This window comes from Streptomyces sp. NPDC048442 (assembly GCF_040651475.1).
Lineage (GTDB): Bacteria > Actinomycetota > Actinomycetes > Streptomycetales > Streptomycetaceae > Streptomyces.
The window spans coordinates 29065-53460 of record NZ_JBEZKB010000016.1; the positions used below are offsets into that span (position 1 = coordinate 29065).

The following is a 24396-nucleotide window of genomic DNA, read 5'->3' on the forward strand; positions in this document are numbered from 1 at the left end:
CTACTTGGCCTCCGCCTGCTGCCGCTGGACCTGCTCGATGAACGTGCTGATCCCCTCGACGGAACGGAAGTTGTCGGGGTTGAGGTCGATCCGCTCGGCGTGCAGATCGAATCGGTCCTCCAGCCAGGCCATCGTCTTGAGCATGCCGAGGCTGTCGATGACCCCGCCGGCCCGCAGGTCGTAGTCGGATTCCAGTTCGCTGCTGCTGACGTCCGGCAGGAACTCCTCGATGATGAACTGCTTGACCACCGCGATGTGCTGCATGTCAGTGTTCCTTCGTTCGGCCGTGCGGGGGGTGGGCTTCCTCGACGAGCGCATGGGCGATCTTGCCGGTGGATGTCCTCGGCAGGGGGTCGTCCACGATCAGCACGGTCGAGGGGATGGCGGTGGCGGGCAGCAGGCCGGCGCAGTGTCTGCGCAGTTCCAGGCTGTTGAGCCGACTGGCGGGTCTGCGTCGCACGACGCTGCGCAGCAGGCGGCCGGCCACCGGGTCGGGCCGCGTCGTCACCGCCGCCTCGACGACGTCCGGGTGCTTCAGCAGCACCTGCTCGACCTCGTGGGTGTTGACCCGCACGCCACGGACCTTGACCTGGTGGTCGTTGCGGCCTTCCAGGGTGATCCGGCCGTCCCGGTCGCGGCGCACCAGGTCACCGCTGCGGAAGTAGCGCCGTTCCTGCTGCCCGTCGAGGTGGGTGGCGAACTTGGCGGCGTCCTGCGCCCTGTCGAGGTAGCCGTCGGTCTGGAACGGTGTCGCGACATGGAGTTCGCCGGTTCCCGGCCCGGTCAGGATCGTGCCGTCGGCGTCGACGATCACTGCGCTCACCCCGGGCAGCGGACTGCCGAGGGGGACCGGGGTGTCCGTCGGTTCGCTGCGGTCGACCTCGTGGAGGAAGCTGTCGTTGGTCTCGGTGCAGCCGTAGATGTTGTAGAGCCGTGCCCTGCCGAACAGTTCCGGGAGTGCGGCGAGGCAGCGGGCGGGCATGCTGTCGCCGGTGAAGACGGCGTGCTCGACCGTGTCGAGCCGCTGATCACCTCGCGCGGCCGCGTCCGTCAGCAGTTGGTAGAACATCGGAACCGCTTGGACGAGCCGCACCTCGTGGTCGGCGATGAGGTCGAGCAGATGCCGGGCGTCGGTGGCCTGTGCGGGGTCGACCAGGACCACCCGGCCGCCGTTCTTGAGCGTGGTCCAGATGTCCAGCAGGCACAGGTCGAAGTTGAGCGGGGCGTAGTTGAGCACGGTCGTTCCCCGGCCGATGCCGAAGTGCTCGCCCGCCCAGTCGGTGAAGCGGTCCACCGCGCCCGTACTCAGCGGGACGATCTTCGGCTCCCCGGTGGAACCGGAGGTGGTGAACATGAAGGACACGTCGGCCGGTTGGGTCGAGCGAGGCTCCACCGGGGCAGCAGGACCGGCCGGAGACGTCTCCGAGCTCTCCGGCGACAGCACACGCAAACAACCGGCCTGTCCGAACAACCGATCCAGTGATCTTGTCGTCAACAGGGGTGACGGCAGTAAGAACCGGCGCCCTTCCATCAGACAGGCGAGCACCAGTGCGATCACCGCAGGCGACTTGGCGGCCAGGATGCCGATCGGTTCGTCCGCACCCGGTGCGAGCCGGATGAGCCGCGCGCGCTCCCGGTCCGCCAGCTCACGGAGTTCGCGATAGGTCGTCTCTTCTCCGTGCCAGACCAGCGCCGGATCGTCGGGGTGGTGGGTGGCGTGAGAAATAAAGGAACCCACTAAGCCCTGCTGTCGCATCATTACTCTCCGCGTTCCTGCACGCCTGAAATAAGGGCTGCTTAAATCATTCGGCTCGAATGACGACCCAGCATGAATGAGCACCGACAATCACCAGCCTGCAATCACCCTGTAAACGGCAGCCAATTACTGCACAATACTGCCCGGTAATCGTTGATCTGATCTCTGACCAGCAGGTACGCCTACTCATGCTGGAACAACACGTTGGCGTTCGACGACGTGATGCTATCCATCGAACCCATCCGGATGCAACGAAAAGATTTCTTGACGGCAGACCTCCCGTGCGATCTTGCCGAGCCGGGTGAACGTCGACTAACGTCCTTCGTACTGTTCGCGATGAAGCGAATCAGCGGGGCTTTCCATGTCTTTGCAGAGTTCCCGAACATCGCGAAAGGTGAATCCTTCATGCCTTCCCCTGATGAACGGTGCGTGGAGAATCCGGCCACGTTGTCCTTCGCGCAGCAACGGCTGTGGTTCCTCGACCGGCTCCGTCCCGGCCGGCCCGACCACAACGTGCCGGTCGCGGTACGGCTACGGGGCCCGCTGGACCAAGGGGCGCTGGTGTCGGCACTTACCGAAGTGGTGCGAAGGCATGAGGTATTACGCAGCAGGGTCGTCGTGGTCGACGACAGCCCGTACCAGGTCACCGAGCCGGTCGACACGTTCGTACCGGTCCTGACGGACCTGGCCGCCCTCCCTCTGGCGCAGGCCGAGGAGCGGGCCCATGAGCTGGTGGTGCAAGACGCGGCGGCACCGTTCGATCTCGGCATCGCGCCGATGCTGCGCGCCCGGCTGATCCGTATCGCCGCCGACGATCACCTGCTGCTGCTCGTGATCCACCACATGGCCGCCGACGGCTGGTCGCTCGCCGTGCTGTGGCAGGAGTTCTCCACCGCGTACCGCGCCGCCGTCTCCGGCAGGCCGGCCGACCTTCCCGAACTCCCCATCCAGTACGAGGACTTCGCCGACTGGCAGCGCGGCCACCTCACCGGAACTGCGCTACGGGACCAGCTCGCCCACTGGCGGGAGGGATGGGACGGGAGGAACCCGACGTCGTTCCCCACGGACCGACCGCGCCCCGCGCTGTGGTCGGGGCGCGGCGATCAGATCGAGCTGGAGATCCCGGCGGAACTCACCGCTCGGACACGGGCACTGGGCGCGGCCCATGAAGTGACGCCGTTCATGACGTTGCTGGCCGCCTTCCAGGTGCTGCTCGCGCACCACTCGGGCGAGCCGGACGTGGCCGTGGGAACCCCGGTCTCCGGGCGGACCCGCATCGAGGTGGAGCCGCTGATCGGCTTCTTCGTCAACACCCTGGTCCTGCGCACCGACTTGGCCGGCGACCCCACCTTCGCCGAGGTACTCGGCCGGGTCCGCCGGTGCGCGACGGACGCCTACGCCCACCAGGACGTGCCCTTCGACCGCCTGGTGGAAGAGCTGCGCCCCGAACGTGATCTCGGCCAGCACCCCCTGTTCACGGTCATGTTCCAGGTGGAGGGGGAGCCCGCGCTCCCGTCCGGACTGCCGGGGCTCGACGTGAGTACCCATCAGGTGCCGTACGACATCGTGAAGTTCGACATCGAGGCCTCCCTCACGGACTGCGGCGATCGCTTCACCGGCGTGGTCCGCTACGCCGCGGATCTCTTCGAGCGCAGCACCATGGAGCGCCTCGCCAGGGACTACCGGGAACTGCTCGACCGGCTCGTCGGCAGCCCCGAACAGCCGATCTCCGCGTGGGAGCCACAACTCGCCCCGCGAGCGGTCCCGGCCGGCCCCGCAGGACAGCCGGATGCCGGACAGGGGCTGCCGGATGCCGGACAGGGGCTGCTGGAGGCCGGGCAGGGGGTGCCGGGCGATGTGCCTCCCACCGAGACGGAGCTGTTCGTCCTGGAGATCTGGGCCGAGGTGTTCGGCGTCGCCCCGAGCGGCGTGCACGACGACTTCTTCGCGCTGGGCGGACACTCGCTGCTCGCGTCGAAGGTCATGTCCCGGCTCGGCCGGGCGCTCGAACTCGAACTGCCGCTCACCCTGATCTTCTACCACCCCACCGTCGCGGAACTGGCCCGGAGCATCGAAGCGGCGCTGCTGGCAGACCTCGACAGCGCCGGCTCCCGCCCAGCCGTGCCTGCCGCCGGAGAGGACCGATGACCATGAAGAAGCACCCCGGTCACCCCGAGTCGGACGCACCACCCGTACCCGCCCCGGTCACCGCGCGCGCCCTGCTCGAACAACGCGTACGCGCCGCGCGCCGGAACACCGCCGCCGGTGATACGGCGTCTGCGGTGCCGCCCCGCCCCGAGGGCGTACGGACGGCTTCGTACACCCAGGAACGCATGTGGCTGAACGAGCAGCTGACCGAAGGCCCCGCCCTCTACCACGTCCATGAGGTCTTCCGGCTGCGCGGCCCGCTCGACATGGTCGCACTCGGGCACGCACTCGCAGATCTGATACGTCGTCATGAAGTGCTGCGTACCGTCTTCACCGAGCGGGACGGGCGCCCCGAGCCCTCGGTCGCACCGGCAACCCCCTTCTCACTCACCTGCGTTGACGTGCGAAGCACAACCGATGAGAACAGCGGGGCGCCCACCGGCCAGGACCCGGCTCGACGAGCCCTCGCACTGGCCCTCGCCGAGATCCGGCGCCCGTTCGACCTGACCCGCGCCCCGCTGCTGCGCGCGACGCTGTTCCAGGTCGGCGAGGGGGACCACTTCCTGGTCGTCGTCATCCATCACATCGCGGTCGACGGATGGTCGATGCCGCTGCTGTGGGACGACCTCTCCACGATGTACCGGAGCCGGCTGGAGGGCCGCCGGCACAAGCTGCCCGCGCCGGCGATCCAGTACGCGGACTTCGCCCACTGGCAGCGGGACCGGCTCACCGGCGAACGGCTGCACGGCCCACTCGACTACTGGCGCAAACAGCTCGCGGACGTGGCCACGCTGGACCTGCCGACCGACCGGCCGCGCGGCCCGGTCCGCTCGGGACGGGGCGAGCGGATCACCTTCACCGTCCCGGACGAACTGGTCGACCGGCTGCGGCTGGTGGGGCGGCTCCACGGCACCACCCTGTTCATGACGCTGCTCGCCGCGTTCCAGGTGCTCCTGGCCCGCTACAGCGGGCAGAACGATGTGGCGGTGGGTACGCCGGTCGCGGGCCGGACCAGGCCCGAACTCGACGCTCTGGTCGGCTCGTTCATCAACACCCTGGTCATCAGGACCGATCTGTCGGGCGACCCCGGATTCGCCGAGCTGCTCGGCCGGGTCCGTCGCACCGCGGTCGATGCCTACGAGCACCAGGACGTCCCGTTCGAACGGCTGGTGCAGGAGCTGCGGCCGGAACGCGGTCTCGACCGCAACCCGCTGTTCCAAGTGCTGTTCGCGGGCCTGTCCGGCAGCGCTCCCGGGCCACGGCTGCCCGGGGTGGAGGCCGAGCAGATCGACATCGACAACGGCACTGCCAAGGTCGACCTCAGCATGGTGGTCGCCGAACGGCCGACGGGCACGACCTGCACGGTCGCGTTCGACCGCGACCTCTTCGACCGCTCGACCGTGCAGCGCCTGGCCGGCCAATACCTGCGCCTCCTCGAAAGCGCGGCGGACAACCCCGAACTCCCGGTGTCACGACTGGAGTTGCTCACCGATGCCGAGCGCCAGGAACTGCTGGGGGCGGCCCACGACACGGCCGAGTCCGTCCCCTCCGGCCTGTGTGTGCACGAGCTGATCGAGCACCGGGCCGGGCTCGACCCCGAAGCGCCGGCGGTCCACTGCGGTGACCAGCGGCTCACGTACGGGGAACTCGACCGCCGCGCCAACCGGTTGGCCCGTCACCTGCGCGACCGGGGCGCCGGCCCCGAGCGCCTCGTCGGCGTGTGCCTGCCCCGGTCGGTGGACCTGGTCGTGGCCCTCCTCGCAGTGCTCAAATCAGGTGCCGCCTATCTGCCGCTGGACCCCGAACTCCCGGAGCAGCGCCTCTCGTTCATGCTCACCGACGCACAGGTGCCGCTGCTGGTCACGCAGCGGTCGCTGGCCGACCGGCTCCCGGAGACCGGCGCCGCCGTCGTGTGGACGGACACCGAGGCGGACCTGATCGCGGCCCACTCCGACGAGCCGCTGCCCGCCACCGCGGCTCCGGCCAACCTCGCGTACTCGATCTACACTTCCGGCTCGACGGGCCGCCCCAAGGCCGTACTGGTCCCGCACGAGGGCGTCGTCAACTACCTGGTGGTACGCGGCCGTCAGCTCGGTCTGGACCGGTCCGACGTGGTCGCCTCGGTGGCCTCGATCTCCTTCGACGTCCTCGTCCCCCAGGTCTTCATGCCCCTGGCCCGGGGTGCGAGCGTGGTGATCGCCCCCTCGGAGGTCGCTGTCGACGGGCCACGGCTCGCGGAGATGCTGCGCCGGTTCGAGGTCACCACCCTCATGGCCACACCGGCCACCTGGCTCCTGCTGCTGGACGGCGGATGGCAGGGCGGCCGGTTCCAGGCGATCTGCGTGGGCGAGGCACTCCAGCCCCAGCTGGCCCGCCGGCTGCTCGGCGTGGTGTCGACCCTGTGGAACGGCTACGGCCCCACCGAGGCCTCCGTCGGGTGCGTCACCCACCGGGTGGACGCCGAACGGGACCTCGACCGGCCGGGCGCGTCCGTTCCGATCGGCCGCCCGCTCGGCAACCTCCGGGTCCATCTGCTGGACCGGGCCGGTTCCCCGGTGCCGATCGGTGTCCCCGGTGAGATCCACATCGGTGGCGTCGGGGTCACCCGGGGATACGCCAACCGGCCGGGGCTGACCGCCGAGCGCTTCGTACCCGATCCGTACGGCAGTGGCGGACGGCTGTACCGGACCGGCGACCTCGCCCGGTACCTGCCGGACGGCAGCCTCGTCTTCCTCGGCCGCACCGACGAACAGGTGAAGGTGCGGGGATACCGCATCGAACTGGGTGAGATCGAGGCCGCGTTGTGCGCGCGTCCCGGTGTTGCCAGGGCGGTGGTCACCGTGCGGGGGGAAGGAACGGACGCCGAGCTGGCGGGATACGTGGTGTGGCAGGACGGGGATGAGGACGGGGAAGGAGGCGGGGATCTTGCCGTGCTGCGGCACGCCCTGCGCGAGACCCTCCCCGAGTTCATGGTCCCCGCGACCTTGACCGCGCTGGACCGGGTGCCGCTGACCACGAACGGAAAGGTCGACCGCGCGGCCCTGCCCGCCCCCGCCCGCCGGGACCACGGCGTGCCGGTGCTGCCCCCGCGGGATGTGCTGGAACTCCGGATGACCAGGATCTGGCAGCGCGTACTGGGCTCGGCCCAGGTCGGCGTACGGGACAACTTCTTCGAGCTGGGCGGCCATTCGCTCAGGGCGGTCGAGCTCATGGAGGAGATCCGCCGTGAGCTGGGGGTGAGCGCGCCGCTCCACACGGTGTTCCGCCACCCCACCGTCGAGGGTCTGTGCGCGGAACTCCCCGCCGCACCGGCGGCTCTGCGGCGGCTCGTGGTTCCGCTGGTGGAGGGCGATCGGCGGAAGGCACCGCTGTTCCTGGTACATCCGCAGAGCGGTGACGTGTCCGGCTACCTCCAGCTGACGGGACACCTGAACTCGGACCTCGCCGCGGACCGGCCGGTCTACGGCATCGAGGCCGTCGGCTACCACACCGACGAACAGCCGCTCGCCACGGTGGAGGAGCAGGCGGAGCGCTACCTGCGCGAGATGCGTGAAGTCTCACCCAACGGGCCCTACCTGCTTGCCGGTTGGTCCTTCGGCGGGCTCGTCGCCTTCGAGATGGCGCGTTTACTGGAGAGCGAGGGCCACCCGCCCGAGTTCCTCGGGATCATCGACGTCGGGGCGCCAGGGACCCGACGGGGCTCCGGCAGCCGGGAAGGGAGCGAACCCGCTCCGTTCCCGCTTGCCTCGGGCTCCGGTCAACTCCCCTCACAGGCACGGACAGAACAGCTGCGCCGCATGGAACGCACCTTCGCCGCCAACGGCGATGCAGTACCGCGCTACCACTCAACAGCCCTTCTGCGTACGGCAATTCATCTCTTCGTGAGCACCGACGACCACCCCACGCTCCACAACCCGGAGGTCGTTCCCGCGCTGTGGCAGGAGCACACCGAGGGCGGGCTGAGCGTGTTCGACGTGCCCGGCAACCACCACGACATGCTGTCGGCGCCGCACGTCGCGTCCTTCGCCAAGACCTTGTCGTCGATCCTCGATCCCTCAAGGACGGTCGCCACATGAATGCCGACTTGCCGCTGACGTCAGCACAGTCCGGAATCTGGTTCGCCCACCAACTGCAATCGGGCAGCCCGGCGTACAACACGGGCGAGTACATCGACATACCGGGTCCGATCGACCCGGAGCTGTTCGAGCGTGCGGTACGGAGCGTGGTGGACGAGACCGACTCGCTGCGCGTCCGGTTGACCGTGGACGCGGACGGCCCCCGGCAGGTCGTCGAGCCGTCCCTCGACTGGTCGATGCACCAGGCCGACCTCGGCTCGGCACCCGACCCGCACGCGGCGGCCGAGGAGTGGATGAGGGCGGATCTGGCCACCCCGGTCGACCTCACGCGCGGTCCGCTGTTCTGCCAGGCCCTGTTCAGGATCGGCCCGGACCGCTTCCTGTGGTACCAGCGTGTCCATCACATCGTGGCCGACGGCTTCAGCATGTCGCTCCTCGCGCGACGTGTGGCCAAGACGTACACCGCTCTGGTCGAGGGCGCCCGCTGCGGAGCCGCCTTCGGCTCCCTGGACGCCCTCCTCTCCCAGGACATGGTCTACCGCGCCTCCGAACAGCGCGAGCAGGACCGGGAGTTCTGGACGTCCCGGCTGGCCGGCCACCAGGCTCCGGTCAGCCCGGCGGGCCGTACAGCCCCGGCATCGGGCAGCTTCCTGCGCCGTACGAGCAGCCTCCCCGCCCCCACCATGACCGCGCTGCGCAGTGCCGCGCAGCACGCCGGAGCGACCTGGCCGGTCGCGGTGCTCGCCACGGTCGCCGCGTACCTCCATCGCCTCACCGGCAAGCGGGACATCGTGCTCAGCATGCCCGTGACGGGACGCCTGGACTCCGCCGAGCTGGCCGTCCCCGGCATGGTGGCGAACGTGGTGCCGCTGCGGATCCAGGTGCGTCCCGAACGGGGACTGTCCGCGCTCGTTGGTCAAGTGGCCGACGAGATAAGCGCGTTGCGGCAGCACCAGCGCTACCGGGGCGAGGACCTTCGCAGGGATCTGAATCCGGACGAGCCGCAGCAGGTCACGTTCGGCCCCGTGGCCAACATCATGTCCTTCTACTACCGCCTGGAGTTCGCCGGCGTCCGCGCCACGGCGCACAACCTCTCCAACGGGCCGGTCGAGGACCTCTCGATCTCCGTCTACGACCGGTCCGACGGCACCGCGCCACGCATCGACATCGACGCGAACCCGGCGCTCTACACCGAAGCCGAACTCACCTCCCACCAGCGGCGGTTCCTGCACTTCCTGGAGTCCGTCCTCGCCGCAGGACCCGACCGTCCGCTCGCCAGCCACGACGTCCTCACCCCCGAGGAACGACACCGAACGGTCGTGGAGTGGAACGACACCGCGCACCCCTTCCCGTCGATGACAGTGCCCGAAACCTTCGCCGCCCACGTCGCCCGCACACCCGACGCGACAGCCGTGGTCTTCGGCGACCTCACCCTCTCGTACGCGGAGCTGAACGCACGCGCCAACCAACTGGCGCACCAGCTCATTGAGTTGGGGGTCCGCAGCGAGCACAAGGTCGCCGTACTCATGGAACGCTCGGCCGACGTGGTCGTGTCGGTCCTGGCGATCAGCAAGGCAGGAGGCGCGTACGTCCCCCTGGACTCCCGGTCCCCGGCGGCCCGGCTGCGTCACGTGCTGGCCGAGACCGGTGCCACCGTACTGCTCACCCACCGGGCCACCCGGGGTCATGAACTCGCCGACTGCGCAACGGACTTGGTAGTAGATGCCGCCGCGCCCGGCCTCCCGCGCGAGCCGGTCGGCGACCCCTGCGTACCGCTGCATCCGGACCACCTGGCGTGCGTGCTGTACACCTCGGGTTCCACGGGCACGCCGAAGGGCGTGGCCCTCAGCCACCGCAACGTCCTGGGCATGACATCGGACCACTGCTGGCACGGCGAGAGTCCTCCACGGGTGCTCGCGCACTCCCCGCACGCCTTCGACGCATCGACGTACGAGTGGTGGGTGCCGCTCCTCAACGGCGGCCAGGTGGTCATGGCCCCGCCCGGTGACCTGGACCTCGCCGCGTACCAGCGCCTCGTCGCCGGGGGCCGGGTCAGCGCGCTGTGGCTGACGGCCGGGCTGTTCCGGGTGCTCGCGGAGGAGTCCCCCGATGCGCTGGCGGGCGTCGCCCAGGTGTGGACCGGCGGCGACGTCGTCCCGGCCGATGCGGTCCGGCGCGTACTCGACCGCTGTCCCGACTCGGTGGTCGTCGCCGGGTACGGGCCGACCGAAGCCACCACCTTCACCACGCGCACCGTGCTGCGCCCGGGTCGGCCCGTGCCCGATGTCGTACCGATCGGCCGCCCCATGGAGAACAGGCGGGTGTACGTACTGGACGAGTCGCTGTCGCCGGTGCCACCGGGTGTGGCGGGCGAGCTGTACGTCGCCGGGGCGGGGGTGGCACGCGGCTATCTGAACCGGCCCCGATGGACCGCCCGCCACTTCCTGCCTTGCCCGTTCGGTGAGCCGGGCGAGCGGATGTACGGCACGGGCGACGTGGTGCGCTGGAACGCCGACGGCGAGCTGGAGTTCCTCGGCCGGGTCGACGAGCAGGTCAAACTCCGGGGATTCCGCATCGAGTTGGGAGAGATCGAGGCAGTGCTCGCCGGGCACCCCGGCGTCGCCCAGGCGACGGTGCTCTCGGGCCGGGATGCCACGGGCGAGAAGCGGCTGATCGGCTATGTGGTGCCGGCGGGGGCCCAGAGCGGAGTGACGGCTGGAGCCCCGGGGCCCGACGTGGCTTCGCTGCGGGATCACGCTGCGGCGATGCTGCCCGACTACATGGTGCCCACGGCGTTCGTCACCCTGGACGCCTTCCCCCTGACGCCTCGCGGAAAGATCGACCGGTCCGCGCTGCCCGTACCGGAGTTGACGCCGACGCCGTCGGGCCCGGGGGACGGCAGCCCGGCGGAGCACGACATGTGCGCACTGTTCGCCGAGGTGCTCGCAGTGCCCAGGGTGAACATCCACGACAGCTTCTTCGCGCTCGGCGGGGACTCGCTGCTGGCGACGCGGCTGATCAACCGGGTGCGGCTGAGGTCCGGCCGCGAACTCACGCTGAGCGCACTGTTCGAGGCACGTACCCCGGCCCGCCTGACCGAGGCCGTCGACCGCGCCCCCGACGCCCCGGCGGGGCCGGGTCCGGTACGGCGGCGGTCCACAGCTCGGACAGAGATCACAAGGAGCGTCTCGTAATGGACCGGACGACCACCGCACTCGCGGCATCCCGCATACGCCGCTACTACCAGCTCGTCGACGCCGGAGACATATCGGCACTGGTCGGCCTGTTCGCCCCGGACGCCCACTACCGCCGCCCCGGCTATCAACCACTGGTAGGGCACGCCGAGTTGGAGCACTTCTACCGGGAGCAGCGGGTGATCCGCGAGGGCGAGCACACCCTGGCCACGCTGATCGCGGCGGACGACGAGATCGCGGTCCACGGACTGTTCCGTGGCGTACTGCACGACGGCGGTCGGGCCGAGCTGCGGTTCGCGGACTTCTTCCGCATGACGCCCGAGGGCCGCATCGCGTCCCGGGACACCTTCTTCTTCGTACCGGCGGTGTGAGCCGATGGACGCACCCTTCGAGCCGGTGACTGCCCCCGAAGACGCACCCTTCGAGCCGGTGACCACCCCCGAAGACACGATCCGGGTCGACCGCCGCTACAACGGCCCGCCGAACAGCGCCAACGGCGGCTACATTTCCGGTCTCGTCGCGCCGCGCGCTCGACGGATGCTGGAGTCCGAGGGCGACCTCGTGGTCCAGCTGCACTCCCCGCCGCCGCTGGACACCGACCTGCGGCTGACCCGGGCCGGCCGACGGGTCCACGTCTGGCACGGCGGCATCCTCGTCGCGACCGCGTCGCCCGAGACACCCGGCGCGGACACCCCGGAAGCGATCGCCCCGGACGTCGCCGAGCAGGCGATGCTCGGGTACGAGGGGCAGGGCGCCGCCAACCCCTTTCCCACCTGCTTCGTGTGCGGCCCCGACCACCCGGAAGGCCTGCGGCTGGCACCGGGCCCGGTGCCGGGCCTGGGCGACCACGTCGCGTGCGTCTGGACACCGGAGGCAGTGACCGAGGAGCTCGTGTGGGCGGCGCTGGACTGCCCCGGCGGCTGGACTCTCGACCCGCTGCGCAGCCCGCTGGTGCTCGGCCGGATGTCGGCCCGGATCACGGCGCTCCCCCTCGTGGGCGAAACCGTGATCGCGGTGGGACGCGGCATGCCGGGCGAGGGCCGGGTCCACACCTGCACCACCGCACTCTTCCGCCGTGACGGCACCGAACTGGCCCGCTCGACGGCGACATGGGTCCGGCTGGCCCCCACGGAATCACTTCAGGACACAAAGGCGGAAAACAGTTGACCAGCACGGTCCCCACGACGGACACCACCGAAGTCCCCGGGTTCACCGGCAGTGGAGAGCCTTCGTTCACCGCACGGCCGATCCACGAGCTCGTCGCGGAACAGGCGCGGCGCGCACCCCACGCACCCGCGGTGACCTGCGACGGCCAGACCCTCACGTATCAGCAGCTCCTCACCCGCGCCGAGGACCTCGCGCAGCGGCTCCGGGCCGCGGGCCTCGCACAGGAGGACGTCGTAGGGGTCTTGATGCGGCGGTCCCCCGAGCTGATCGTGGCGCTGCTCGCCGTGCTCATCGCGGGCGGCGCGTACCTCGGACTCGACCCACAGGACCCGCCGGGCCGAAGGGAGGCGCTGCTCACGGATGCCGGCGCGAACCTGGTGATCGTCGACGACGCCCTCCGGGACCGTGTCCCCGACGGCATGACCGCGCTCTCGGAAGGCACCGGAGCGCCTGCGGCTACGGCTCCTCCGTTCCCCACCCACCCCGACCGGCTCGCCTACGTCAGCTACACCTCGGGTTCCACCGGAGAGCCCAAGGGCGTCGCCGTCCCGCACCGGGCGGTCGACCGCCTCGTCCGTGGCGCGGACTGGATGGAGGTCTGCCCCGACGACGTCTTCTTCCACATCGCGCCGGTCGCGTTCGACGCGTCCACGCTGGAGATCTGGGCCGCCCTGGTCAACGGCTGCCGGCTGGTCGTCTTCCCCCCGGTCGCGATCACGTTGGAGCAGGTGGCGGAGACCGTCCGCACCGAGGGCGTGACCGTACTCCTCCTGACCACCGGTCTCTTCCATCGGATGGCGGGCTCCCGGCCGGACGCGTTCGCCGGGGTACGTCACGTCCTCACCGGTGGCGATGTCGCCTCGCCGAGCCATGTGGGCCGGCTGCTGTCCACGTACCCGCACCTGCTCTTCACCAACGGCTACGGGCCGACCGAGAACACCACGTACACCACCTGCTGGACCAGCCGCACCCTGGCGGCCGGGCAGAGCGTGCCGATCGGCCGCCCGATCAGCGGCACCAGGGTCGCCGTGCTGGACGGCGACCTGCGCCCCGTACCCGTGGGCCAGTGCGGTGAGTTGTACGCGGCGGGTGCCGGGCTGACGCGCGGCTATCTGCACCGCCCCGGCGCAACTGCCGAACGGTTCGTACCGGACCCGTTCGCCACCGAGCCGGGGGCCAGGATGTACCGGACCGGCGACCTGGTGCGCTGGACACCGGACGGCACGCTGGAGTTCGTGGGGCGCGCGGACGAACAGGTCAAAGTGCAGGGCTACCGCGCCGAACCACAGGCAGTGGAAGCCGAGTTGGAGCACCTGGCAGGGGTGCGGCACGCGGTAGTGCTGCCGCAGGCCGACCCGGCCGGGGGCACCAGATTCCTCGGCTATGTGGTGCCCACCGACCCGGACCTCAAAAACGCGCTCGGTCTCGGCCGTCAACTGCGCCTGGAACTACGGGAGAAGCTTCCTGCCTACCTCGTTCCGTGGGCGATCCTGATCCGCCCCGAGCTGCCCCTGAACCGCAACGGCAAGGTCGACCGCCGGGCCCTGCCGACGGCCACCCGGGTGCCCCGCAACGTGGCCGCTGAGTTCGTCGCACCGCTCACGGAGGTGCAGTTGCGGCTGGCCGAACTGTGGGGCGAACTCCTGGGAGTCGAGCCGATCGGCATCGAGGACGACTTCTTCGAGCTGGGCGGCCACTCGCTGCTGGCCACCGAGCTACTGGTCACCGTAGAGCGGGAGTTCGGGGTGGACGTCCCCGCGCAGACCCTGTTCCTCTCCCCCACCGTGGCCGAGTTCGCCACCGCGCTCGTCGAGCAGCTGGAGGAGCGGTCCCGATGACGACAGCGCCTTCAAGCAGTCGCTGCCCGGTCTCCGCACCGCAGCAGATCGATCTGATCGACCCCGACCTCTACCGGGGAGACGGGGCGCACGCGGCCTGGCGGCGACTGCGCCGCGACGCCCCGGTGAGCTGGCAGCCCGTCCGCGACATCGGGTACTGGTCGATCGTCGCTCACGCGGAGGCGAACCGCATCCTGCGCGATCACGACACCTTCACCTCCGAACAGGGCACGCTGCTCAACCTCCTGGGCAAGGGCGACCCGGCCGGCGGACGGCAGATGGCGGTGACCGACCCGCCTGCCCACACCCGGCTGCGCGGCCCGCTGCAACAGGCACTGTCCATCAAGAACGTGGAGAACGACCGGGAAAGGGTCCGCCGCACCGTCGTCGCCCTCCTCGAACCCCTGGCGGACGGCGGCCCGTTCGACTTCGCCACCGCCATGGCCTCGCTGCCCATGGGGGTGATCGGTGCGCTGATGGAGCTGCCGGAAGAGGACTGGCCACGCCTGATCCGGCTCACGCACGCGTGCATCGCGGCGGACGACCCTCAGTTCCAGCTCGCCACGGGACCACAGGCCCCGCAGGCCACCCTGAGGGCCGCCCACCGCGAGCTCTTCGCCTACTTCCAGGACATCGTCACCCGGCGGCGGCGCTCGCCCGGCGACGACCTGATCAGCGTGCTGCTGACCATGGAGCTGGACGGGCGCAGGCTGTCACCGGGCGAGATCGTCTCCAACTGCTACAGCCTGCTCCTCGGTGCGACGGTCACCACGGCCCAGCCCCCGAACGCGGCGATGGCCGCGCTGGCCGGGACACCGGTCCTCGACGACTGGGCCGCCCACCCGGAGCTGCTCACCAGCGGTGTGGAGGAGTCGCTGCGCTGGGCGTCGCCCACCCAGCACTTCATGCGCCACACCACGCGCGACGTGGAGATCCGGGGTGTACGCATCCCGGCGGGCGACCCGGTCGTGGTGTGGCTGGGCTCGGCCAACCGCGACGAGAAGGTGTTCGCCGACCCGGACACCTTCGACATCCGGCGCACCCCCAACAAGCACATCGCGTTCGGCGTGGGCGCGCACTACTGCATCGGGCACACCGTCGCCCGGGTGACCCTGCGGGTCCTCTTCGCGGAACTGCTGGCCAGGTTCACCGACTTCGCCCCCGCAGGCGACCCGGTCCGTCTGCGCTCGAACATCATCGCCGGTTTCTCCCACCTGCCGATCACCGCACGAGTCCGGTAGCAGCTCCGGACGCGTCCGGCAGCAGCTCCGTACGCGTCCGAAAAGCGGCCCCGCACGAAAGGTCCCCGCCCATGAGCACCCCCACACTCCGCACCAAGTGGTTCCTGCGCGAACCGTCCCCCACGGCGGCGGCCCGCCTCTTCTGCCTGCCCTACTCGGGCTGCGGCGCGAGCATGTACCGCCACTGGCCGACGACGATCGACGGCGTCGAAGTCTGCCCGGTGCAGCTGCCCGGCCGCGAGAACCGCATGCGCGAACCGGCCTACGCCACGTACGAGTCGATGGCGGACGACCTGGCCGAGGCACTGCTCCCCTACCTGGACCGCCCCTACGCACTGTTCGGCCACTGCGGCTCCGCCCTGGCGGCGTACGAAACAGCGGTACGTCTCACCCAGCGCGGCCACCCCGCCCCGGCCCAGCTCTTCGTCTCGTCCGAGGTGGCCCCGCAGGACGGCCCGTACGGCCGCTTCCTGGACATGACCGACGAGCAACTCTCCGCCGAACTGCACGAGTTGGTCGCAGAACTGGGCGGCACCCTGGCACCGAGCCTGCACGCCCTGTACCTGGGCGTGCTGCGCAAGGACGTCGACATGAACTCGCGCTACCGCGTGCCCGACCCGGTCCGGCTGCCGACGCGCATCACCGCGATCGGCTGGACCGAGGACACGGGCATTCCGCCGTCCCTCATGAAGGGCTGGTCGGCCTGCGGCGACACGAGCTTCGAGCTACTGGAGGGAGGCCACTACAGCTTCATCGAGGCACCGGACGGACTGCGGTCGCTGCTGGCAGGTGTCGGACGAGGACGCCCACGTACATGATTTCCCCGGTACGGCGCCCCGATAGCCACCGTCTCCTTGCTCAGCGGAGCCGCCCCTCCACCCCTCCACCCCTCCCCCTCTCCCCTTGCCCCCCTAGCCTCCTTGGGCAGCGGGGCCGCCCCCCGGGGGGCGGGACGGGTGGGCAAGGGGGCGGCCCCCACGCGGACCGCGCCCCCTCGCTCCGGCTTGCGCTCGCCCCCGCCCCCCGCTCAGCCCGCGACGTGCGGCCCCTCCCCACCCCTTCACCTAAACCGCTCGCCACGGGGCGGGAAAAGCAGCACGGCCGGCGCCGGTGGGCGCGGAGGTCCTCGGCAACGAGCGCCTGCCCGAGATCGGGGTCCCCACGCTCGTCGTCCACGGCCGCCGCGACCGGTTCTTCCCCATGGGCAACGGCGAGGCGCTCGCGCGCGAGATCCCCGGGGCACGCCTGCTCGTCCTCGAAGAGGCCGCCACCGCGATCCCCGACGCGGCGGCCGACGAGGTCGCCGGGGCGATGCTCGCGCTGGAGGTGTGAGCTCTGTCAGGGTGCGCCGATGCGGATACTCCCGGACCGGGCCACCTCCGCTGCAGCGATCGGGTGGCTGCGGTGAAGCAGTGGGGTGAGCGCGCGTCGTGTCGGTTGCGCTGGCCGGGGTGCCCGGCTCCACGGTGACGATCATTGCCTCTGTCCTGCCACGACGACTGTGGGATTGAGGCACATGAAATTTCCACCAGGGATTCCGGCCGTCCGGAATCCGAAATGGATGACGGGCGCGGTGCTGCTGCTGACCGCCCCGTCACTCCTGGGGGCGTCGACGCCCGGCGCGTCCGCCGTCAGGGCCGACGGTGCGGTCACCGTGACCGTCGTACGGGACGTGGATTCCGACGGGAGCTGGACGCCCGCGCTGGAGGTCGGCGAGCAGGGCATCCCGGTGACGGTGACCGACCGGGCCGGTACCCGGCGTACGGTCGTCACCGGCGCCGACGGCAAGGCCCACTTCGTACCCGCCAATCTCGGGCTGACCGGTGGGAAGTACCGGGTCGAGGCCGTCATTCCGCCCGCCAAGAACTATCTGCAGCCCGCGCAGGCCGGCGGACCCGCCCCGACCCTGTCGTCGCTCGTCGAGTTCGTCGACGTATCGAACGGCACGGACGCCGATGTGCTCACCGCGGTGCACAACCCGGCCGACTACTGCCAGAAGAACCCGGACCTGGCCACCCCGTGCAACCGCCAGGACGCGGCCGGGACGGTGGGCGCCAAGGCCCTGGTCTCCTGGCCGTACGACCGCACGGGTACGAGCCCGGCTCCGGTCAACGAAGCCACTTTCGACCAGATCGGCGCCACGTACGGACTGGCCCACAAGCGCGACACCGACCAGCTCTTCGTGGGCGCGCTGACCAAGCGGCTGATCCCGTACGGGCCCGCGGGCCCCGGCGGCATCTATCTGGTCGACCGCGCCACCAAGCAGACCTCGGCCTTCGCCACCGTGCCGGACGCCGGCGACGCCGCTCACTCGGCCGATCTGACCCGCGACAGCATGGAGATCAACAACGCGGTCGGCAAGGAGGGCCTGGGCGACCTCGACCTGTCCGAGGACGGCCGCACGCTCTACGCGGTGGGCCTGAAGGCGAAGAGTCTGTACGCCTACGACGTGGCCCATGCCGCGCCGGGACAGCCGCCGGCCACTGCCAAGCAGGTCATCCCGATCCCCGACCCCGGCTGCCCTACCGGTGCGGACGACTGGCGGCCGTACGGCCTGGGCGTCCATGACGGTGCGGTGTACGTCGGCGGGGTCTGCAGCGCCGAGTCGTCCCAGCGGAGCGCGGACCTGCGGGCCTATGTGCTCAAGCTGTCGGGCACCACGTTCAGCACCGTCGTCCAGCACGCTCTCGACTACGAGCGCGGCATGGGATACGCGTCCGTCAAGGGCGACACTGCCTGGCGGCCGTGGCTGCAGACCTGGGACCCGTACAAGTGGTTCATCCAGGCGAACTTTCCCGGGCCGATGCTGTCCGACATCGTCTTCGACCGCGACGGCTCCCTGATCCTCGGGTTCCGCGACCGCCTCGGCGACCAGGCCGGGTACGAGGCCCTCGCGCCCGAGGGCAGCACCGACACCGCGCAGCGCTCGCTGTTCCCCGCCATGGGGGACATCACCCGGGTGTGCAAGGCCGGTGACCGCTGGGTGTGGGACAGCGAAGGCCCCGAGTGCCCCAACCACTTCGACGGTACGAACGCGCCGCCGCAGCAGGCCGGGGTGAAGGAGTACTACCACGGGGATTCCACGCTGGGGCAGCTCGCCGAGTCGCTCCAGGGCGGGCTGGCCTTCGCGCCGCGGTTCGACAAGACCGTGGCGACCATCGTCGATCCGCTCGACGTCTTCACCGGTGGTGTCCGCAAGTTCGACAACGCTTCGGGAGCGGGCTCGGCGGACTACGAAGTCGACGGCGGTGTCGGGTCGTTCGGCAAGGCCAACGGCCTGGGCGACCTGGAACTGCTCTGTGACGAGGCACCGGTGCAGATCGGCAACCGGGTCTGGTTCGACCGGGACCGCGACGGAATCCAGGGGCCGGCCGAGGAGCCCATCCCCGGCGCCACCGTCACGCTGATGGACAAGGACGGCAAGGTCCTGGGGACGACCACGACCAACAGCCGCGGCGAGTACTACTTCCAGGTCGAGCCGAGGACCGCGTACCGGATCAAGTTCGATGTGCGGACCGGCAACACCAGCGGTATCCCCGAGCGGCCCGCACCGGCCGATCTCGTACCGACGGCGAAGGAGCGCGGTACGAACCGGTCGATCGACTCGAACCCGGATCCCGCCACCCAGATCGACACTCTGACGACCGGCGACGCGGGTCACAACGACCATACGCACGACGCCGGTTACTACCTCCCGCCCACCGGCAGGGTCGCCGTCGTCAAGAAGGACGCCCGTACCGGAAGGCCGTTGGCCGGTGCGGTGTTCCAGCTCTGGCGCGAGACCAACGGGCGCCCCGGGCTGCAGAGCTCGGGGACGGACCCCGACAGCAGGTCCGGTGCTCCCTGCACCACCGGAGCGGGCGGTGTCTGCCGCAGCGGGGAGCTCCCGCTCGGAACGTACTACTGGCAGGAGACCAGCGCTCCGGCCGGGTACGTCACGCCGCGTCCCGGCATCGTCGGTCCGCTGACGCTGACGGTGGCCAACGCGGAGCAGGGCGTCACGGCCACCGCCCGGAACGAACCCGTCCTCGGGAAGATCACGGTCCTCAAGCGGGACGCCACCTCGGGCAAGCCGCTCCTGGGGGCCGTGTTCGAACTGTGGCGGGAGACCAACGGCCGTTCCGGACTCCAGACGTCGGGGAGCCCCCGGGACACCAGGGTGGGGGCCGCCTGCGCGACCGACGGGCGGGGCCGCTGCCTGTTCACCGGGCTGCCCCTGGCCTCGTACTACCTGCGGGAGACCGCGGTGCCGGAGGGATACCTGGCACCCAGGCCCGCGGTCACCGGACCGTACCGGCTGACGGCCGCACAGGCCGCCCAGGGCATGGAGGTCGTCCGTACGAACACCAGAGGAGAGCCGCCCAAGAAGTGACCGGGCGGTATCGCTGAAAGGGGGAGGCCCCTCACCAAGGGCCTCCCCCTTTCCGCATTTCTCGCGAGTCCCCCACAGGCGCGATCCCAGCGGGCAATTCGGTAGAATAGACGCAAAGCGTGCACGGCCCCCGGGCACCCCCACACGTCGGGAGGGGGACGCAATGGACTCATGGCTGATCTGGTTGACCACCGCAGCGGTCCTGGCTCTGGCTGAGGTCTTTACCCTCACCGTGGCGCTCGGGCTGCTCGGGGGCGCGGCCCTGCTCACGGTTCCCTTCGCGGCGGCCGGGCTGCCGCTGCCCCTGCAGTTCCTGGTCTTCACTTTCGTGGCCACGGTCGGCCTGCTGTTCGTCCGGCCTGTCGCGCTGCGTCACCTGGTCCAGCCGCAGGGGGAACGGTTCGGGGTGGACGCCCTGATCGGCATGGCCGCCTACGCCGTCTCGGAAGTGACGGGCGTCAGCGGCAGGGTCCGTATCGGCGGCGAGGAATGGACGGCCCGCTCCTACGACGAGACACAGGTGATTCCTCCCGGAACGACCGTCGACGTCATGGAGATCAAGGGCTCCACCGCACTCGTCTACCCCCGGGAGTGAGCCATGGAGGTTTCCGCGTTCCTCATCGCCGGGCTGCTTGTCGCGGTCTTCGCCGTCTTCACCGTGCTGCGCGCGGTCCGTATCGTGCCCCAGGCCCGCGCGCGCAATGTCGAGCGGCTCGGCCGCTACCACCGCACGCTGAAGCCCGGCCTCAGCCTCGTCATCCCGTACATCGACCGCGTCCACCCGGTGATCGATCTGCGCGAACAGGTCGTGTCCTTCCAACCGCAGCCGGTGATCACCGAAGACAATCTGGTCGTTGAAATCGACACCGTGCTGTACTTCCAGGTCACCGACCCGCGAGCGGCCGCCTACGAGATCGCCAACTTCCTCCAGGCGGTCGAACAGCTCACCGTCACCACGCTCCGCAACGTCGTGGGCTCCATGGACCTGGAGCGGACCCTCACCTCCCGCGACACGATCAACAGCCAGCTTCGCGGGGTGCTGGACGAGGCCACCGGCAAATGGGGGCTGAGGGTCAACCGGGTGGAGATCAAGGCCATCGACCCGCCTCAGTCCATCAAGGACGCGATGGAGAAGCAGATGCGGGCCGAGCGGGACAAGCGGGCCGCGATCCTCGGGGCGGAAGGGCAGCGCCAGTCGCAGATACTGACCGCCGAGGGCGACAAGCAGTCCGCCGTCCTTCGCGCGGAGGGCAACCGGACCGCCGCGATCCTCAAGGCCGAGGGGCAGTCACGGGCCATCGACGAGGTCTTCCAGGCGGTGCACCGCAACGACCCCGACCCCAAGCTGCTCGCCTACCAGTACCTGCAGATGCTGCCCCAGCTCGCGCAGGGACCTGGCAGCACGTTCTGGGTGATCCCCAGCGAGGTCACCTCCGCCCTGCAAGGCGTTTCCCGCGCCTTCAGCGAAGTTCTTCCCCAGTCGCCTGCCACCCGCGAGACATCCTCGTCGGACGGCATGGCCGCCAAGGCCGCCGACGACACGGCCCAAGCCGCAGAAGCCGCGGCACAGGCCCTCGCCGACGCGGCCAAAGCCGATGGCCTCACCTCCGACGCGCTGGCGGGCCGGCCCGCAGATGACGGCAGTTGAGCGCTCGGCAGGCATGCGCCGGGGCAAACCGGTGGTGGCAAGGGCGAGTTGAGGGACTCTCGCACAACTGCAGCAGGAGTTGACGGCCTCTCACTCCGCATGCTCTGCGGGTTCGCGCTCGGCGGTGCGTGCGACGACACGGACGCGGGTTTGCGCTCGGCGGTGCGTGCGAGAAGGCGCTCACCGATCACCTCGGGCGGCTCTACCAGGTGCCGCGCACCGAACCGCGCGCTGCGGAGCGGGCCATCGCATACGCGCGACGGTCGACCCCGTGGTGGCGGCACACCGCGTGGGCCGCGGCCGCGGCCGTACGGACGGTACTGACCGCAGCGACCTGATCGGGGCACTCGTCGGCCAGGGAAAGCCCGGCGCGGATCCGCCGACACTGCGATGATGACGCAGCTCGCCGCCCACCACACCACCGGCGTCGCCGTCTGCGAGGGCGCCACGCCGGCCACGGTCGAGGCTCAGCCCGGGACTTGTAGGGCGGCCCGAGAGAGGGCCGGGCGCAACGCACAACGCACAACACCTCGCGCACCGCGAGGGCGCCCTTGCGTACGTCGGATCCCAGGTCGGCGACGGCCACTTGCCCCCCGTCGCCCGGATCAAGACCCCCGAGCGAGCGGCTACGGTCACGCGCCGCGTGAGCCCAGCCCCCGGCCGCCCAGGACGCCAGCACCCGAGCCCTGTGTTCCCGGCGCGGCCGGGGAACGCCAAGTTCCCCGGCCGCGCCCGCCTCTGACGGCACGTCAATTTCTTTCGGTGCGCGCAAGCCTCTTTCACTGGCATGTGAACTGTGAAATTGTACGGTCACACTTTCCGCGAGCATGACAGCTCCGGGAGTGCTCAACTCCCGTTGCCATCACCGTTCGCACCCCCCACTGCCGTGCCCCACGCACGGCTGTCGACCGGCCTGGAGGCCATCCCCATGCGCAGACCCCCCACAGCCAAGAAGCTCGCCCGGCTGCTGATACCCACCGTGACCGCCGCCGGCCTCGGGCTCACCCTGCTCGCCCCCAACGGCGCGGCGGCCCCGGCGGCGCCGGCCGGTGCCGAGGCGCCCAAGGCTCAGGCTCAGGCCAACACCAGGGCCAACACCCACACCAACACCAAGGCCAAGGCGCCCAGGCTCGCGCCGCAGCCCGCCAGCTCCACCGTGCTCGATGCCGACCTCGCACCCGGACATGCCGCCACCCCCACGCGATCGGCGGCCAGGGCCGCGAACTCCGTGCACCGCGCACCGCTCCCCGCGACCCAGAACGCCGCGCAGCGCAAGAAGGCCCGCTCCGCGGCGAAGGCCGCGGCGGAGTGCAACGTCAGTGACTTCACCTCGAAGACCGGCGCCGCACTGATCGAGCAGATCAAGCAGTCGGAAACCACCTGTATCAACACGCTGTTCAGCGTGGCCGGTGCGGACTCCAAGGCCCTCTTCCGTGAGGAACAGATGGTCACGGTGGCGAACGCCTTCAAGGAGGTCGCCGCCGACTACCCGGGGAACAACAGCACGTCCGCGGCCCAGTTGGTGCTCTACCTGCGGGCCGGCTACTACATCCAGTACAACCAGCCGGACAACGTCGGCGAGTACGGCCCGACCCTGAAGAGCTCCGTTCAGGGCGCCCTGGACGCCTTCTTCGGCTCGCCCCGCGCCTTCGACGTCACCGAGGCCAACGGCGAGACCCTGGCCGAGGCGGTCACCCTGATCGACAGCTCCGAGGAGAACGCCCGCTACCTCAACGTCGTCACGCGTCTGCTGAAGGACTACGACTCCTCGTACGACGCGTTCTACTGGATGCTCTCGGCGGTCAACAACACCTACACCGTGCTCTTCCGCGGCCACCAGGTGCCGGAGTTCGTGGAAGCGGTGAAGGCGGACCCGAGCGTCCTCACCGGCCTGCGTGACTTCGCCGTCGCCCACGACGGCCTGCTCGGCACCGACAAGTCCTACCTGACCTCCAACGCCGGGCGCGAACTCGCCCGGTTCCTGCGTCACGCCGAGCTCAAGGACACCGTCAAGCCGCTGGTCAAGGAGTTGCTCGGGCGCAGCCAGATCACCGGGCGGACCGCTCCCCTGTGGGTCGGCCTCGCCGAGATGACGACCGAGTTCGACAAGGAGAACTGCGCCGACTACGGCACCTGCGACCTGCAGGACCGGGTGCGCGACGCCGTCCTGACGGTCAAGCACAGCTGCGGTCCGAGCGCGAAGGTCCTCGCCCAGCAGCTCACCGCGGCCGAACTGGCGGCCACCTGCGAGAGCATCCTCAAGCAGGATCCGGTCTTCCACAACATCGTCAAGGACAGCGGTCCCGTCAAGGACGACAACAACACCAACATCGAGATCGTCGCCTTCCACTCCAGTACCGACTACAAGACCTACGCCGGTGTCGTCTTCGGCATCGACACCAACAACGGCGGCATGTACCTGGAGGGCGACCCGGCCGCCGCGGGCAACCAGCCGCGCTTCATCGCCTACGAGCAGGCGGCCCAGGACGGCGCCTTCCAGATCTGGAACCTCAACCACGAGTACACCCACTACCTCGACGGCCGCTACGACATGCACGGCGACTTCGCCGCCGGGCAGACCGTCCCCGCGGTGACGTGGATCGAGGGCTTCGCCGAGTACCTCTCGTACACGTACCGCGGCGTCACCTACGACAGGGCGATCGAGGAGGCGGGCAAGAACACGTACACGCTCAGCCAGCTCTTCGGGACCACCTACGAGAACGCCGACACCACCCGCATCTACCAGTGGGGCTACCTGGGCGTCCGCTACATGCTCCAGTCGCACCCCCAGGACGTGGCCACCCTGCTCGGCCACTACCGTGCGGGCGAGTACGAGGCGGCCTACAGCCTGCTCCGCGACACCATCGGCACCAGGTACGACGCCGACTTCGCCGACTGGCTGAGCAAGTGCGCCGGCGGCGAATGCGGCCGGCTGCCGGCCGCCGCCAAGTAGGTA

General features: G+C 70.1%; 15 protein-coding genes and 1 pseudogene. 14 read left to right on the plus strand and 2 right to left on the minus strand.

Annotated elements, in window-relative coordinates; translation table 11 throughout:
• Together AB0D18_RS23375 and AB0D18_RS23380 are read right to left on the minus strand one after the other, a co-directional pair.
• The gene (locus AB0D18_RS23375; protein WP_362421713.1) at window positions 1–264 is read right to left on the minus strand and encodes an acyl carrier protein; all 264 of its coding nucleotides are present in this window, start codon (window positions 262–264) and stop codon (window positions 1–3) included.
• A gap of 1 nt (window position 265) precedes the next feature.
• Window positions 266–1759, minus strand: coding sequence for an AMP-binding protein (locus AB0D18_RS23380; protein ID WP_362421716.1), 1494 nt, complete (start codon window positions 1757–1759; stop codon window positions 266–268).
• Window positions 1760–2161: 402 nt separating this feature from the next.
• Here AB0D18_RS23380 and AB0D18_RS23385 point away from each other — a divergent pair, with 402 nt between their 5' ends.
• From AB0D18_RS23385 to AB0D18_RS23450, 14 genes and pseudogenes are all read left to right on the plus strand, one after another.
• Window positions 2162–3904 (plus strand): condensation domain-containing protein, encoded by a 1743-nt coding sequence (locus AB0D18_RS23385; RefSeq protein ID WP_362421719.1) that lies wholly within the window; start codon window positions 2162–2164, stop codon window positions 3902–3904.
• Complete coding sequence (locus AB0D18_RS23390; RefSeq protein ID WP_362421721.1) at window positions 3901–7980, plus strand: amino acid adenylation domain-containing protein; 4080 nt, start codon at window positions 3901–3903, stop codon at window positions 7978–7980. Before AB0D18_RS23385 ends, AB0D18_RS23390 begins: the two co-directional genes overlap by 4 nt.
• Entirely contained in the window at window positions 7977–11174 is a 3198-nt protein-coding gene (locus tag AB0D18_RS23395; RefSeq protein WP_362421724.1) for an amino acid adenylation domain-containing protein, read from the plus strand. Before AB0D18_RS23390 ends, AB0D18_RS23395 begins: the two co-directional genes overlap by 4 nt.
• Window positions 11174–11545 carry a nuclear transport factor 2 family protein gene (locus tag AB0D18_RS23400; protein WP_362421726.1) on the plus strand — a complete coding sequence of 124 codons (372 nt, stop codon included), beginning with the start codon at window positions 11174–11176 and terminating at the stop codon, window positions 11543–11545. The genes AB0D18_RS23395 and AB0D18_RS23400 overlap by 1 nt, the downstream gene beginning before the upstream one ends.
• A 25-nt stretch (window positions 11546–11570) precedes the next feature.
• Window positions 11571–12341 (plus strand): hypothetical protein, encoded by a 771-nt coding sequence (locus AB0D18_RS23405; RefSeq protein ID WP_362421729.1) that lies wholly within the window; start codon window positions 11571–11573, stop codon window positions 12339–12341.
• Window positions 12338–14179 (plus strand): non-ribosomal peptide synthetase, encoded by a 1842-nt coding sequence (locus tag AB0D18_RS23410; RefSeq protein WP_362421732.1) that lies wholly within the window; start codon window positions 12338–12340, stop codon window positions 14177–14179. The genes AB0D18_RS23405 and AB0D18_RS23410 overlap by 4 nt, the downstream gene beginning before the upstream one ends.
• Entirely contained in the window at window positions 14176–15420 is a 1245-nt protein-coding gene (locus tag AB0D18_RS23415; RefSeq protein ID WP_362421735.1) for a cytochrome P450, read from the plus strand. Before AB0D18_RS23410 ends, AB0D18_RS23415 begins: the two co-directional genes overlap by 4 nt.
• Before the next feature lie 71 nt (window positions 15421–15491).
• Window positions 15492–16238 carry a thioesterase domain-containing protein gene (locus tag AB0D18_RS23420; protein ID WP_362421738.1) on the plus strand — a complete coding sequence of 249 codons (747 nt, stop codon included), beginning with the start codon at window positions 15492–15494 and terminating at the stop codon, window positions 16236–16238.
• A 316-nt stretch (window positions 16239–16554) separates the two neighbouring features.
• A pseudogene (locus AB0D18_RS23425) lies at window positions 16555–16752 on the plus strand (alpha/beta hydrolase); the annotation flags it as partial.
• 229 nt (window positions 16753–16981) lie between these two features.
• On the plus strand, window positions 16982–19792 hold the full coding sequence (locus tag AB0D18_RS23430; RefSeq protein WP_362421741.1) for a SpaA isopeptide-forming pilin-related protein: 2811 nt from the start codon (window positions 16982–16984) through the stop codon (window positions 19790–19792).
• A gap of 163 nt (window positions 19793–19955) precedes the next feature.
• Entirely contained in the window at window positions 19956–20387 is a 432-nt protein-coding gene (locus tag AB0D18_RS23435; protein WP_362421743.1) for an NfeD family protein, read from the plus strand.
• A gap of 3 nt (window positions 20388–20390) precedes the next feature.
• A complete protein-coding gene (locus AB0D18_RS23440; RefSeq protein WP_362421746.1) occupies window positions 20391–21440 on the plus strand; it encodes an SPFH domain-containing protein in 1050 nt (349 codons plus the stop codon).
• Between the two features lie 128 nt (window positions 21441–21568).
• Window positions 21569–21778, plus strand: a complete 210-nt coding sequence (locus tag AB0D18_RS23445) for a hypothetical protein (protein ID WP_362421748.1) — start codon at window positions 21569–21571, stop codon at window positions 21776–21778.
• 590 nt (window positions 21779–22368) lie between these two features.
• Entirely contained in the window at window positions 22369–24393 is a 2025-nt protein-coding gene (locus tag AB0D18_RS23450) for a collagenase (RefSeq protein WP_362421751.1), read from the plus strand.
• The last annotated feature ends 3 nt before the right edge of the window (window positions 24394–24396 follow it).

What these genes read in the sequence shown, in the direction of transcription:
- AB0D18_RS23415 (WP_362421735.1), top strand. Translation starts at nt 14,176, where the DNA reads ATGACGACAGCGCCTTCAAGCAGTCGCTGCCCGGTCTCCGCACCGCAG.
- AB0D18_RS23450 (WP_362421751.1), top strand. Translation starts at nt 22,369, where the DNA reads ATGCGCAGACCCCCCACAGCCAAGAAGCTCGCCCGGCTGCTGATACCC.
- AB0D18_RS23395 (WP_362421724.1), top strand. Translation starts at nt 7,977, where the DNA reads ATGAATGCCGACTTGCCGCTGACGTCAGCACAGTCCGGAATCTGGTTC.
- AB0D18_RS23375 (WP_362421713.1), bottom strand. Translation starts at nt 264, where the DNA reads ATGCAGCACATCGCGGTGGTCAAGCAGTTCATCATCGAGGAGTTCCTG.
- AB0D18_RS23380 (WP_362421716.1), bottom strand. Translation starts at nt 1,759, where the DNA reads ATGATGCGACAGCAGGGCTTAGTGGGTTCCTTTATTTCTCACGCCACC.
- AB0D18_RS23430 (WP_362421741.1), top strand. Translation starts at nt 16,982, where the DNA reads ATGACGGGCGCGGTGCTGCTGCTGACCGCCCCGTCACTCCTGGGGGCG.
- AB0D18_RS23400 (WP_362421726.1), top strand. Translation starts at nt 11,174, where the DNA reads ATGGACCGGACGACCACCGCACTCGCGGCATCCCGCATACGCCGCTAC.
- AB0D18_RS23420 (WP_362421738.1), top strand. Translation starts at nt 15,492, where the DNA reads ATGAGCACCCCCACACTCCGCACCAAGTGGTTCCTGCGCGAACCGTCC.
- AB0D18_RS23440 (WP_362421746.1), top strand. Translation starts at nt 20,391, where the DNA reads ATGGAGGTTTCCGCGTTCCTCATCGCCGGGCTGCTTGTCGCGGTCTTC.
- AB0D18_RS23435 (WP_362421743.1), top strand. Translation starts at nt 19,956, where the DNA reads ATGGACTCATGGCTGATCTGGTTGACCACCGCAGCGGTCCTGGCTCTG.
- AB0D18_RS23390 (WP_362421721.1), top strand. Translation starts at nt 3,901, where the DNA reads ATGACCATGAAGAAGCACCCCGGTCACCCCGAGTCGGACGCACCACCC.
- AB0D18_RS23385 (WP_362421719.1), top strand. Translation starts at nt 2,162, where the DNA reads ATGCCTTCCCCTGATGAACGGTGCGTGGAGAATCCGGCCACGTTGTCC.